Source organism: Pantoea sp. BR_17 (assembly GCF_041955125.1).
Lineage (GTDB): Bacteria > Pseudomonadota > Gammaproteobacteria > Enterobacterales > Enterobacteriaceae > Pantoea > Pantoea stewartii.
The window spans coordinates 190,362-202,707 of record NZ_JAVAXT010000006.1 but is presented as its reverse complement, the minus strand read 5'-3'; the positions used below and the strand labels follow the sequence as shown (position 1 = coordinate 202,707).

Below are 12,346 nucleotides of genomic sequence, written 5' to 3'. Positions count from 1 at the left end.
CATGAGTCGTCAACAACAGGTGTTTGACGCAGCGCTCTTGCGCACTTCAGCAATCGATGCCGTGAAAAAACTCGACCCACGCGTTCAGTTTCGTAATCCGGTGATGTTTGTCGTCTACCTGGGCAGTCTCCTGACCACGGTACTGGCGGTGCTGATGTCTACTGGCTATCAGACCGGCAGCGCCAGTTTTACCGGCGCGGTGTCTGTCTGGCTGTGGTTTACCGTGCTGTTTGCGAACATGGCAGAAGCGCTGGCCGAAGGGCGCAGTAAAGCCCAGGCGAACAGCCTGAAAGGCGTCAAAAAAACCAGCTTTGCGAAAAAACTGTCGGCTGCGCATTACGGTGCAAAATGGCAGCAGATTGCGGCCGATGAGCTGCGCAAAGGGGATGCGGTATTAGTGGAAGCGGGTGACGTTATCCCGTGCGATGGTGAGGTGGTCGAAGGGGGCGCATCGGTTGATGAAAGTGCCATCACCGGGGAATCCGCGCCGGTGATTCGTGAATCGGGCGGTGACTTTGCCTCGGTAACCGGCGGGACGCGTATTCTGTCCGACTGGCTGGTCATCACCTGCAGTGCAAACCCCGGCGAAACCTTCCTGGATCGCATGATCGCGATGGTGGAAGGCGCACAGCGCCGTAAAACGCCCAATGAAATCGCCCTGACGATTCTGCTGGTGTCCCTGACGATTGTGTTTCTGTTAGCTACCGTCACGCTGTGGCCGTTCTCCGCCTGGGGCGGTACGCCGGTGACCATCACCGTGCTGGTTGCGTTACTGGTGTGCCTGATCCCTACCACGATTGGTGGTTTACTCTCCGCCATCGGCGTCGCGGGGATGAGCCGAATGCTGGGGGCAAACGTGATTGCCACCAGTGGTCGTGCTGTCGAAGCGGCCGGGGATGTGGACGTGCTGATGCTGGACAAAACCGGCACCATCACACTGGGTAACCGCCAGGCGACCCAGTTTTTACCGGCCCCCGGCGTCACAGAAGAACAGCTTGCCGATGCCGCCCAGTTGGCCTCGCTGGCGGATGAAACGCCGGAAGGTCGCAGTATCGTGGTCCTGGCGAAGCAAAAATTTAATCTGCGTGAGCGGGACCTGAGCAGCATGGGAGCCAGTTTTATTCCCTTCTCAGCCCAGACGCGCATGAGCGGTGTGAACGTGCAGAACCGCCTGATTCGTAAAGGGGCGGTCGATGCGGTGCGCCGTCATATTGAAGCCAGTCACGGTGCGTTCCCGGCAGAAGTAAACGCCCGGGTGGAAGAGGTTGCCCGTGCGGGCGGCACCCCGCTGGTGGTCGCTGAAGGCCCGAAAGTGCTGGGCGTGGTCGCGCTGAAAGATATCGTCAAGGGCGGGATCAAAGAGCGCTTTGCCGAACTGCGCAAAATGGGCATTAAAACCGTGATGATTACCGGTGATAACCCGCTGACCGCCGCCGCGATTGCAGCCGAAGCGGGCGTGGATGACTTTTTGTCGGAAGCGACACCCGAAGCCAAACTGGCGCTGATCCGTCAGTATCAGGCCGAAGGCCGCCTGGTGGCGATGACCGGTGACGGCACCAACGATGCGCCTGCGCTGGCGCAGGCCGATGTCGCGGTCGCGATGAACTCGGGGACGCAGGCCGCAAAAGAGGCAGGCAACATGGTCGATCTGGATTCCAACCCGACCAAGCTGCTGGAAGTGGTCCATATCGGTAAACAGATGTTGATGACGCGCGGATCGTTAACCACGTTCAGTATCGCCAACGACGTAGCCAAATACTTCGCCATTATTCCGGCGGCGTTTGCGGCTACGTATCCTCAGCTCAATATGCTCAACGTGATGGAGCTGCACTCACCGTCCTCCGCGATTCTGTCGGCAGTGATTTTTAATGCCCTGGTAATCGTCTTCCTGATTCCGCTGGCCTTAAAAGGCGTGAGCTACCGGCCATTAAGCGCCGCATCACTGCTGCGCCGTAATTTGCTGATTTATGGATTAGGTGGACTGCTGGTGCCGTTTATCGGTATCAAAGCGATCGATATGTTGCTTGTGCTGTTTGGTATGGCCTGAGGAGAATAAAATGAGTCAGTTACGTCCGGCAATTTTTCTGCTGCTGCTGCTAACGGTTGTATGTGGCGTAGTTTATCCTTTGCTCACGACCGGGTTGGCGCAGTGGCTGTTTCCCTGGCAGGCTAACGGATCGCTGTTAAAGGTAGAAGGTGAAGAACGGGGCTCTGCATTGATTGGGCAGGCTTTTAGCCAGCCTGGCGAGTTTTGGGGCCGTCCTTCTGCCACCGGCGACAAACCGTATAATCCCCTGGCATCCAGTGGCAGTAACCTGGCCGCGAGTAATCCGGCACTCGACAAAGCGGTGGCTGAACGCGTTGCCGCGTTACGTGCAGCCAATCCGCAGGCCAATGGGCCGGTGCCGGTGGATCTGGTGACCAGTTCAGCCAGTGGGCTTGATCCAGAGATTTCGCCACAGGCAGCGCTGTGGCAGGCACCGCGCGTGGCGGCGGCCCGTCAGTTGCCGCTGGCGAAAGTGGATGCGCTGGTGGACAGCCTGACCCAACGTCCGCTGCTCCCATTTATCGGCGAACCCACGGTGAATGTGCTGCAACTCAATCTGGCGCTGAACGATCTTAAATAAGTAAAAGGACGCTATGAATCACGAACCGCTGCGCCCCGATCCGGATGCGCTGTTACAGGCCAACAGTGACAGCCATCGCGGTAAGCTCAAGATCTATTTTGGTGCCTGTGCGGGGGTAGGGAAAACCTACGCCATGCTGCAGGAGGCGCAGCGGCTCCGTGCCCAGGGACTCGACGTGCTGGTCGGCGTGGTGGAAACCCACGAGCGGCCGGAAACGGCCCAGCTTCTTAACGGACTGGTGGTGCTGCCGCGTCGCGCTACCGGCCGATCCCGCCATGCTGAATTCGATCTGGATGCCGCGCTGGCACGTCATCCGGCGGTCATCCTGATGGATGAACTGGCTCATACCAACGTGAAAGGCTCGCGACATCCCAAACGCTGGCAGGATATTGAAGAACTGCTGGATGCGGGCATCGATGTGCTGACCACAGTGAACGTTCAGCACCTGGAAAGCCTGAATGATGTGGTCGGCGGCGTTACCGGCATTCAGGTGCGTGAAACCGTACCAGACCCGTTTTTTGACAGCGCCGATGAAGTGGTGCTGGTGGATCTGCCGCCTGATGATCTCCGGCAACGCCTGAAAGAGGGCAAGGTCTACATTGGCGATCGCGCCGAGCGGGCCATCGAAAATTTCTTCCGCAAAGGCAACCTGTTTGCGCTTCGTGAGCTGGCACTGCGCCGCACGGCCGATCGGGTAGACGACCAGATGCGCGCCTGGCGCGACAGCCAGGGACGGGACAAGGTCTGGCACACGCGCGACGCGATTTTGCTCTGTATCGGAGACGATACGGGCAGCGAGAAACTGGTTCGTACGGCGGCACGGCTGGCCGCCCGGCTCGGCAGCGAATGGCACGCTGTCTATGTTGAAACGCCGCGCCTCAACCGCTTACCGGAGGCCCGTCGCCGCGCCATTTTGCGGACGCTCAAACTGGCGCAGGAGATGGGCGCGGAAACGGCAACGCTCTCCGATCCCGACGACGCTCAGGCGGTGCTGCGCTACGCGCGGGAACACGATCTGGGCAAGATTGTGACCGGACGGCGTCCCGTGCGACGCTGGCGGCGCGACAGTTTTGCTGAGCGGCTTGGGCAACTGGGCCCGGATCTGGATTTGCTGGTAGTGGCACTCAATGAGCCCATGCAGGATGCGCCGCATCCCTTAGCCAGCGACCGGGTTAACAGCGACAAATGGCGCATGCAGTTGCGCGGCGTCATGATGGCGCTGGTGCTGTGTATTCTGGTCACCGCCGCCGGACAATCGGTGCTGATCAGCTTTGATCCGGCCAACTGCGTGATGATCTACCTGCTGGCGGTGGTGATCGTGGCCCTGCGTTATGGCCGATGGCCATCCGTAATCGCCACAGTCATCAACATCATTGCCTTTGATCTGTTTTTTGTGGCACCGAAAGGCACGATTGCCGTCTCCGATTTACAGTACCTGGTGACCTTTGGCGTAATGCTGGCGGTCGGCGTGATCGTGGGTAACCTGACGGCGGGCGTGCGCTACCAGGCGCGCGTCGCGCGTTATCGCGAACAGCGCACCCGGCAACTGTATGAAATGGCTAAATCGTTGGGCAGCGGTCTGACACCCGAGGATATCGCGGCCACCAGTCAGCGCGTGCTCGACGCCACATTGCAGGCCCGATCCCTGCTGCTGCTGCCGGATGAGCAGGGCGAGCTGCAAACCCAGGGCAACGCGCTACCGGGAAATGAACCGGACTGGGCTATCGCCAAATGGAGCTACAGCAAAGGCCAGCCAGCCGGCGCAGGCACAGACACGTTACCGGCCGTGCCCTACCAGATTCTGCCGCTGAAGGTAGGAGAATCCTGTCGCGGGCTGCTGGTCGTCGAGCCAGAAAACGTGCGCCAGCTGATGATTCCCGAACAGCAGCGGCTGTTAGAAACCTTCACCGTCCTGATTGCGAACGCGCTGGAACGTCTGGCGCTGTCGCAGAGTGAAGCGGCTTCGCGGCTGGCCGCCGAGCGTGAACAGTTACGCAATGCCCTGTTGTCGGCGCTGTCTCACGATTTACGCACGCCCTTAACCGTGCTGTTTGGTCAGGCGGAAATGCTGATGCTCGACCTGGCCAGTGATAATTCAAAGTATGTGCCCCAGGCCAGCCAGATTCGCGAACAGACCCTGAGCACGATTCGTCTGGTCAGCAATATGCTGGATATGGCGCGTATTCAGTCCGGCGGTCTGAATTTACGGGAAGAGTGGCTGGCTCTCGAAGAGGTGATCGGCGGGGCGCTCAGTAGCATGGCACCGTCGCTGAAAGGAAAGGCGGTCGAACTCGATCTGCCTGCGGATATCGTCCTGATTAAGGGAGACAGCACCTTGCTGGAGCGGGTGTTTACCAACCTGATCGAAAACAGCCTCAAATACGCCGGTAACTGCGCGCCGCGCGGGATCCGCGCCTGGTGTGATCATGCCCGCCTGGAAATTGCCGTCTGGGATGGCGGTCCGGGCATCGCGGAACAGGACATGACCCGTATTTTTGATAAGTTTTCGCGTGGCGACAAAGAGTCGGCCGTGCCTGGCGTCGGACTGGGGCTGGCCATTTGTAAAACCATCATTGAGAGTCACGGCGGTCAGATCTGGGCGGAAAATCGCCCGGAAGGTGGGGCCTGTTTCCGTCTTTCTTTACCCTTGCCGCCCGCACCTGAAATTTCTCCTGAAGGGCTGAAATAACTTCACAGATGATCGGTTATAATGCGCGACTTTACTGCTTATGACTGGGAAATTATGGAACGTTTTACCGAAAACCTGATGTATGCATCGCGCTGGCTGTTGGCTCCCGTTTACATTGGACTTTCGCTGGGATTACTGGCACTGACCATCAAATTTTTCCAGGAAATTGTTCACCTGTTGCCCAACATTTTTAGCATTGCAGAAAACGATCTGATCCTGCTGTTGCTGTCACTGGTGGACATGACGCTGGTCGGCGGGTTGCTCGTGATGGTGATGCTGTCTGGCTATGAAAACTTTGTCTCCAAACTCGATATTGATGAGGGCAAAGAGAAGCTGAGCTGGCTGGGTAAGATGGATTCCGGCTCGCTGAAAAACAAAGTGGCGGCGTCGATTGTGGCTATCTCCTCCATCCACCTGCTGCGGGTGTTTATGGACGCGCGCAATGTCGAAAATGATAAGCTGATGTGGTACGTGATCATCCATCTGACCTTCGTTTTGTCGGCCTTTGTGATGGGCTGGCTGGACAGCATGTCGCGGGCAGAGAAGAAAAACGTGTAACCGACGGCACGCGTTATCCGCGCCGGCGACTGACGTCGCTTTTCCCGCGAGATGCCGGCGTCAGCCTGACGCCGGCCGTGCCCCCGCCAGATGAGGCAACACCGCCTTGATCATGGCAAAAAACGCAGTCAGCCGGGCAGGATAATAGCTCGCCCAGGGATAGGTCAGCCATACCGGTAACGCCGGAGCCTGCCATTCCGGCATGAGCTGGACCAGCCTGCCCTCTGCTAAATCCTCTTGTATCACCCACGACGAGACGATGGCGGCCCCCAGGCCCGCCAGCGCGGCTTTGCGTACCGCATAGAGGCTGTCGCTGCTTAAAACAGGGGCGATCGGCAGATTCACCGGTTCACCTTTGTCCTGATGCTGTAACGCGATTTCGTTACGGTAGAAGCTGGTTAACGCGAGCCAGGGCAACGCGCCCAGCTGTTCGACCCGGGTGATCGGTGCATGCTGCCGGAGCAGCTCAGGGGCCGCGACAACAATGCGCGGCACTTCGGCCAGCAGCACCGCCACGACCGAAGGATCGGTAGGCGCGCCGACCTGAATGGCGCAGTCAACGTTCTCGGCCACAAAATCGGGTGTTCTGTCGTTAAGCATCCACTCAATGCGTAAACGGGGATAGCGGCGCATAAAGTCCACCAGCGGGGCGACCAGTTGATCCTGACCAAATGCATGCGGCGCGCGTACCCGCAGTGTCCCGACGGGATCGCTACCTGCGCCGGTTAAATCGTCTTCCAGCGCATGCCAGGTGGCGAGCAGTTGCCGTGCCTGTGCATAACAGCGTTCGCCATCATCGGTGAGCTTGAGCGCGTGCGTCGTGCGCAGTATCAGCTTCACGCCGAGCCCGTGCTCAAGCGCCTGCAACCGACGGCTGATAGTGGGCTGCGTTGAGCCAAGTTGCACTGCGGCGGCAGACAAACTGCCGTTTTCGACAATGCGAATAAAGGTATGCATCAATGCGATACGATCGTTATTGCTGAAATTGATCATGCGCCCCACGTATAACCGTTTTGTTTTTTATCAGTCTACCGCGTATGCCAAAAACAGGCTTTACTTGCCACACGCTTTTTTCGAGGATTTCACTATGACAGTGGTACACAACCTGAACCGGCATTCAACTGAGCGCCTGCCTGCGCCCCTTGTTTTTACGTTAGCAACCGGTGCGGGTCTGAGCGTGGCATCGATTTACTACAGTCAGCCCATGCTCGACATCATCAGCAAGCAGTTCCAGATAAGCGTTGGCAGCGTCGGTATGGTGCCCATGTTAACCCAGGCGGGTTATGCGCTGGGGATCCTGCTGCTGGCCCCGCTCGGCGATCGCCACGATCGTCGCACCATTATTTTAATCAAAGGGTTACTGCTAGTCATGGCGCTTCTGCTGTGCGGCTTTTCCGGCGGCATCAGCGCACTGCTTATCGCCAGTTTTATCACCGGCCTGACGGCGACCGTGGCGCAGGACATTGTTCCGGCGTCGGCCGCGCTCGCCCCGGTGGCCAGCCGGGGTAAAACGGTTGGCACGGTGATGACGGGTTTACTGGTCGGCATTTTATTATCCCGTGTCGTTAGCGGTGTGGTGGCGGAGTATTTTGGCTGGCGCACCATGTACATGATTGCGGCTGTGGCCGTGTTGCTGATCAGCCTGACGCTGTGGCGCGTACTGCCGCGCTTTACGCCGGGTACGTCGGTAAGCTATCCCCGCCTGCTGTTGTCACTGGTGCACTTATGGCGTGCGCATCAAACCCTGCGGCGTGCGGCGCTGGCACAGGGACTGCTCTCCGTGAGTTTTAGTGCGTTCTGGTCAACGCTGGCGATCATGCTTAGCGACCGCTTCCATTTTGACAGTGCCATTGCCGGTGCTTTTGGTCTGGCAGGGGCGGCAGGCGCGCTGGCGGCGCCGCTGGCCGGGAACGTGGCGGATCGTATTGGCCCGGCGCGCGTCACCCAGTTTGGTGCCGGTCTGGTGACGCTCTCTTTCGCGCTGATGTTTTTACTGCCTTTCCTGCCGCTGTCTGCTCAACTGGCCGTCATTATTATCAGCACAATAGGTTTTGACTTAGGCGTGCAGGCGACCCTGGTGGCCCATCAGACATTGATTTACGGTCTGGTTCCCGAGGCGCGTAGCCGGCTAAATGCCCTGCTGTTTACCGTGGTGTTTATCGGTATGGCCAGTGGGGCGGCACTGGGTAGCCTGGCGTTGGCGCACTGGGGCTGGAATGGCGTTGTCGTGTTATCCACCGCTGCCGCCGCTGTCAGCCTGTTGATCCGCCTCGCCAGTCGTCACCTCAGGGACTGATTCTTCCGCCCGCCAGCAAATGTGCCAGGCTTAGTCATAAACTCAATTAAAACGGTGCGTTATGAACTTCATTGCCTGGACAGCTGCGACGGGCTGTCTGCTGTTATTAATGTCGCTGGCATCAGGGTGGATCCACCGCGGCCCCGTGACCTCTTTTGGTCTTTTTTTATTAACCGGGATCGCCTGTGGGCCGTGGGGATTTGATGTGATTGAAATCGATATCCTCCGCCATGCTGAACTGGTCGCGCATATTACCGAGATAACGATGGCCGCGTCGCTGTTCATCACCGGGCTCAAGCTGCGTCTGCCGCTGAAAGCCAGGCAATGGCGCGCGGGCAGCCTGCTGGCGTTTCCGGCCATGTTGTTGACGGTCGCCGCAATGACGCTGCTGTCTCACTGGCTGGTGGGGCTGTCGTGGCCGATTGCGCTGGCCTTTGGTGCCATTGTTGCGCCCACCGATCCTGTGCTGGCCAGCCTGATTTCCGTCAGCGATGCGCAGGACGATGATGCCCTGCGCGTTGCGATATCCAGTGAGGCGGGCATGAATGATGGTTCGGCGCTGCCGTTACTCATTCTGGCCCTGTTGCTGTTTAACGGTGAAAGTCTGGGCACGGGCATGCTGGCACGCTGGGCAGCCATTGATGTGGTGTGGGCCATTGGCGGCGGCATTCTGCTGGGGTTTGGTCTGGGGCGGTTAGTCGGCCTGCTGGCCGCACGGCTTCGTCATGCGCATGGTGATGTCGCACCCAATGACTTTCTGGCGCTGGCGCTCATTGCGTTGAGCTATGCCCTTGCTGAATCGCTGGGCGCGTCGGGCTTTCTGGCTACCTTTGCGGCAGGCCTGGGATTACGTCGGGCTGAACTGGGTGTGTTCAAACGTTATCAGCCTGATGATATGCCGGATGACGATCGGGTGCTGCCTGCGGAAGCACTGGTCAATCCCAACCAGCGTTTACAGCAACACGGTAGCGGTATGGTGAAATCGGTCGGTTTAGTGGTAGGCGACGCGCTGTCTTTTGGCGATACTATTGAGCGTTTACTGGCGGCCACAATGATGGTGGTCCTCGGCGTGACGCTGGCCCATCACTGGAACATGCAGGGCGTGATGCTCGGCCTGTTGCTGTTTGTGGTCGTCCGGCCACTCGCCGTATGGCTGGTCACGCTGCGCTGCGGCGTATCGCTTCCTCACCGTTTGCTCATCGGCTGGCTGGGGATTCGCGGTATAGGTAGTCTTAATTATATTGCGTTTGCCTGGGTCCATGGTATGGGCGGCTCGCAGGCAACGATGATGGTTGATATGGCGCTGACGCTGGTGGTATGCAGCATCGTGGTGCACGGCGTGTCGGTAACGCCGTTGCTAAACTGGCGCCAGGCCCGACTGGATGCAAAGCAGCGCCAGTCATGAAAGTGGGTTAACTGATAACAGGAGAAGACGATGAAGATATCTCAGATACTGTTGCTGAGCGTACTGGCCTCTGGCAGTGCGCTGGCGGCAGACGACACGGAACAAAGTGCTTACGCCAGCCAGCTGTGTCACATCGTGAGCAGTGAAAAAAGCGTATCGACAGCCGATCAGTATGTCGAAAAAATGAAATCCAGCGTCGCAGGATCGCAGTCCTCTTCCGCCTTCAATAAACCTGAATTTGACGAGGAACTGGCGAATGAAGTCGCCAGCGCATGGCTGCAGCTGGGTGACGAAGAGCGCGCTAAACTGCGTAAAAATACGCAGCAGTGTGAGCAAACGGTGATGACGCAGTTCCAGCAGGAAGATTAACCGCAGTTAAATCGTCAATAAACGCGCTAAAATGGCGCGTTTTTTAATGGATTTTCATGCCCGATTGCGTACATAATCGCCAGCGTCTTCACCAAACGTGCGATACATAATAAAAACGCAGCGGACCGACAGGGCCGTCTGACCTTTCTGGCATAGATTTAACAGGCATCATGATTACGCGTCGACGCTTTATTTTCGGCACAGGAGCGCTTGCGCTTTCACTGGCTACCAGCAAACTGTTTGCCCGCGATGATATTATTCCCCTCTGGCCGGACGAACCGCCCGGCGGTGGCGGCCCTGGCGGAAAATTACGTGTTGATGCATGGGGCTCCTGGTCGAATATCGTCAGCCCGGCGATTCAGCGTTTCAGACCTGAAAACCCCAACGGTGAAGCGGTGCTCATCGCGGCAGGCGGCGGCTACCGCTGGATCGGTATGGGACGTGAAGCCTGGCCCGTTGCACACTGGTTAAATGCCAACGGCTATACCGCCTATGTTCTCAGCTACCGTTTGCCGCGTGAAAAGTGGCAGGCCGGAAATCTGGCGCCTTTACAGGATGCCCAGCGCGCGCTGCGTCTGCTTCGCTCATTCGAACGAAAAGTGCATGTATTAGGATTTTCGGCCGGTGGGCATTTGCTGGGGATGGCGGCGGCGCGTCCGGACTTTCAGTCCTATCCCCCCATTGACAGAGTGGATCAGGAAATCCCCAAAGCGGACAGTGTCGGGCTGATTTATCCGGTCATTACCCTGGAAGCCCCTTATCAACATACCAATACACATCTGATGATGGTCGGTAATGATGCCAGCCCACAGGAAGAAGCCAGTTGGTCTGTGCAAAATTATGTCACGCACGCTTATCCGCCCACCTTCCTGGCTCAGGCCGGTGACGACCACACTTCGAAACCCTTTAACACGCAGTTAATGCGCGATACCTGTCGCCGCAATCGCGTGCCGGTTCAGTTGATTCAGCTTTCCAGCGGCGGGCATGGTTTTGGCCTGGGTAAAGCGGGCACGCCGGCTGCGCTGTGGGATCAGGCCTATGTGAAATGGCTGGAAAACCTTGATCAGAACCCCTCACCGTTGACGCATCGGTCTGCCACTGTCCTTTAGTTATCCTGGCGACGCCGGTCATAAAAAAAGCCGACAGTTGCCGGCCTCGCTAAAACAGCGATTCTCAGGATTGAAGCGACACAGGGCAAAGCATGTGATAAAGCACGGTCACTGCGATTAAAACTGATAGGTCAGGCCCATCCCGACGCTGTCTTTCGTAGTGATACCGGTAGCACGAGTAAAGTCATTATCTTTCAACAGGTTAATGCGGTAATCCACATAGGTCAGCATGTTCTTGTTGAAGTAGTAATAGGTGCCCACCGCAATATATTTCTGCATGGTCTGGCTTCCACCGGCAAAGTTGCCTGCGCCTTGCAGGTTTTCCCCACGCTGCGTGACAAAACCAATGGAAGGGCGTAAGCCGTTGAGGAACTGATATTGCGCAATGGCTTCGAAGTTATGCGTCTTATCAGCAATCTGCGACAGCTGGCCGTACGGGGTCACATCGTTGGCCTCACCGTACATCGCGGCAAGGTAGATTTGGTTCGCATCGTATTTGGCCGAGGTCACCCATGCCGTCGCATCGTCACCCTGACCGTCAGCTTGCTGTGTCAGCGTACGATTGGCTTTCATACCGGCCGCAGCAAAGCTCAAACCATCGGTAATGCTGTAGGTCAGACCGGCACCGTAGCCGTCGCCGTTTGCCAGCTTAGCGGTTGAGCGGTCGTTTTTCCCCTGATACTGAAGAATGACCTTCAGGCCGTTCCAGTCTGGCGAGTGCCAGGTGGCCAGGCCGGTTGAGCGTTTTGACAGGAAGTTGTCGTTGGTGGTCATGGTGCCGGAACCGTAAATCGGTGCCATATCGGTGTAAGCCGATGCGGTATACAGCACGCCAAAGCTGCGGCCGTAATCGAATGAGCCAAAGTCAGCCAGTTTCAGACCTGCAAAACCCAGACGCGTCGCATTCCCGGTTTGTGCGTCAGTGCCGCCTTCACTGTGGTTCAGCTGGAAGTTATATTCCCATTGACCATAGCCTGTCAGCTGATCGTTAATTTGGGTTTCACCTTTAAAACCCAGGCGCGCATAAGAGTTATCACCATCTTCGGCGGTATTGTCCGAAAAGACATGACGCGCATCGACTTTACCGTACAGATCAAGTTTATTACCGTTTTTATTATAAATTTCAGCGGAGCATGCAGAAAATGAGATCAGCAAACACAGTGCATGCGGCGCGCATATTTTTATTTTACGTTGCATATCATCTACCCTTTAATGTTGGTGAAGCATGAGGTTTATTTCCGCACAAGGCGGCATTGTTCAAAAATGTCAGTTTCGTTATGACGAAATAATTAA

General features: G+C 57.3%; 10 protein-coding genes. 8 read left to right on the top strand and 2 right to left on the bottom strand.

Annotated features, from left to right (window positions below; genetic code table 11):
• Position 1 precedes the first annotated feature (1 nt).
• The 4 genes from kdpB to RAC60_RS11880 are packed head-to-tail and all read left to right on the top strand — an operon-like array spanning position 2 to position 5,874.
• Complete coding sequence (gene kdpB, locus RAC60_RS11895) at positions 2 to 2,047, top strand: potassium-transporting ATPase subunit KdpB (RefSeq protein WP_054632913.1); 2,046 nt, start codon at positions 2 to 4, stop codon at positions 2,045 to 2,047.
• A 10-nt stretch (positions 2,048 to 2,057) separates the two neighbouring features.
• Positions 2,058 to 2,627, top strand: a complete 570-nt coding sequence (gene kdpC, locus RAC60_RS11890; RefSeq protein ID WP_006121133.1) for a potassium-transporting ATPase subunit KdpC — start codon at positions 2,058 to 2,060, stop codon at positions 2,625 to 2,627.
• Between the two features lie 13 nt (positions 2,628 to 2,640).
• Entirely contained in the window at positions 2,641 to 5,316 is a 2,676-nt protein-coding gene (gene kdpD, locus RAC60_RS11885; protein WP_375093795.1) for a two-component system sensor histidine kinase KdpD, read from the top strand.
• A 54-nt stretch (positions 5,317 to 5,370) separates the two neighbouring features.
• Positions 5,371 to 5,874, top strand: coding sequence for a TIGR00645 family protein (locus tag RAC60_RS11880; RefSeq protein ID WP_006121131.1), 504 nt, complete (start codon positions 5,371 to 5,373; stop codon positions 5,872 to 5,874).
• A gap of 60 nt (positions 5,875 to 5,934) precedes the next feature.
• Here RAC60_RS11880 and RAC60_RS11875 read toward each other — a convergent pair whose 3' ends face one another.
• Positions 5,935 to 6,867 (bottom strand): LysR family transcriptional regulator, encoded by a 933-nt coding sequence (locus tag RAC60_RS11875; RefSeq protein ID WP_375093793.1) that lies wholly within the window; start codon positions 6,865 to 6,867, stop codon positions 5,935 to 5,937.
• Positions 6,868 to 6,961: 94 nt separating this feature from the next.
• On the opposite strand from RAC60_RS11875, the gene RAC60_RS11870 reads away from it, so the two are divergent.
• From RAC60_RS11870 to RAC60_RS11855, 4 genes are all read left to right on the top strand, one after another.
• Positions 6,962 to 8,170: an MFS transporter gene (locus tag RAC60_RS11870; protein WP_375093791.1), complete on the top strand. Its 1,209-nt coding sequence runs from the start codon at positions 6,962 to 6,964 to the stop codon at positions 8,168 to 8,170.
• 61 nt (positions 8,171 to 8,231) lie between these two features.
• Complete coding sequence (locus RAC60_RS11865; protein WP_006121128.1) at positions 8,232 to 9,575, top strand: sodium:proton antiporter; 1,344 nt, start codon at positions 8,232 to 8,234, stop codon at positions 9,573 to 9,575.
• 30 nt (positions 9,576 to 9,605) lie between these two features.
• Entirely contained in the window at positions 9,606 to 9,944 is a 339-nt protein-coding gene (locus RAC60_RS11860; RefSeq protein WP_006121127.1) for a hypothetical protein, read from the top strand.
• Positions 9,945 to 10,114: 170 nt separating this feature from the next.
• Entirely contained in the window at positions 10,115 to 11,053 is a 939-nt protein-coding gene (locus RAC60_RS11855) for an alpha/beta hydrolase (protein WP_006121126.1), read from the top strand.
• 117 nt (positions 11,054 to 11,170) lie between these two features.
• Here the strand turns inward: RAC60_RS11855 and RAC60_RS11850 are convergent, their stop codons facing one another.
• On the bottom strand, positions 11,171 to 12,250 hold the full coding sequence (locus RAC60_RS11850; protein ID WP_375093788.1) for a porin: 1,080 nt from the start codon (positions 12,248 to 12,250) through the stop codon (positions 11,171 to 11,173).
• Between the last annotated feature and the right edge of the window lie 96 nt (positions 12,251 to 12,346).

Coding starts and splice junctions, on each gene's coding strand:
- kdpB (WP_054632913.1), top strand. CDS start 2: ATGAGTCGTCAACAACAGGTGTTTGACGCAGCGCTCTTGCGCACTTCA.
- kdpC (WP_006121133.1), top strand. CDS start 2,058: ATGAGTCAGTTACGTCCGGCAATTTTTCTGCTGCTGCTGCTAACGGTT.
- kdpD (WP_375093795.1), top strand. CDS start 2,641: ATGAATCACGAACCGCTGCGCCCCGATCCGGATGCGCTGTTACAGGCC.
- RAC60_RS11880 (WP_006121131.1), top strand. CDS start 5,371: ATGGAACGTTTTACCGAAAACCTGATGTATGCATCGCGCTGGCTGTTG.
- RAC60_RS11875 (WP_375093793.1), bottom strand. CDS start 6,867: ATGATCAATTTCAGCAATAACGATCGTATCGCATTGATGCATACCTTT.
- RAC60_RS11870 (WP_375093791.1), top strand. CDS start 6,962: ATGACAGTGGTACACAACCTGAACCGGCATTCAACTGAGCGCCTGCCT.
- RAC60_RS11865 (WP_006121128.1), top strand. CDS start 8,232: ATGAACTTCATTGCCTGGACAGCTGCGACGGGCTGTCTGCTGTTATTA.
- RAC60_RS11860 (WP_006121127.1), top strand. CDS start 9,606: ATGAAGATATCTCAGATACTGTTGCTGAGCGTACTGGCCTCTGGCAGT.
- RAC60_RS11855 (WP_006121126.1), top strand. CDS start 10,115: ATGATTACGCGTCGACGCTTTATTTTCGGCACAGGAGCGCTTGCGCTT.
- RAC60_RS11850 (WP_375093788.1), bottom strand. CDS start 12,250: ATGCAACGTAAAATAAAAATATGCGCGCCGCATGCACTGTGTTTGCTG.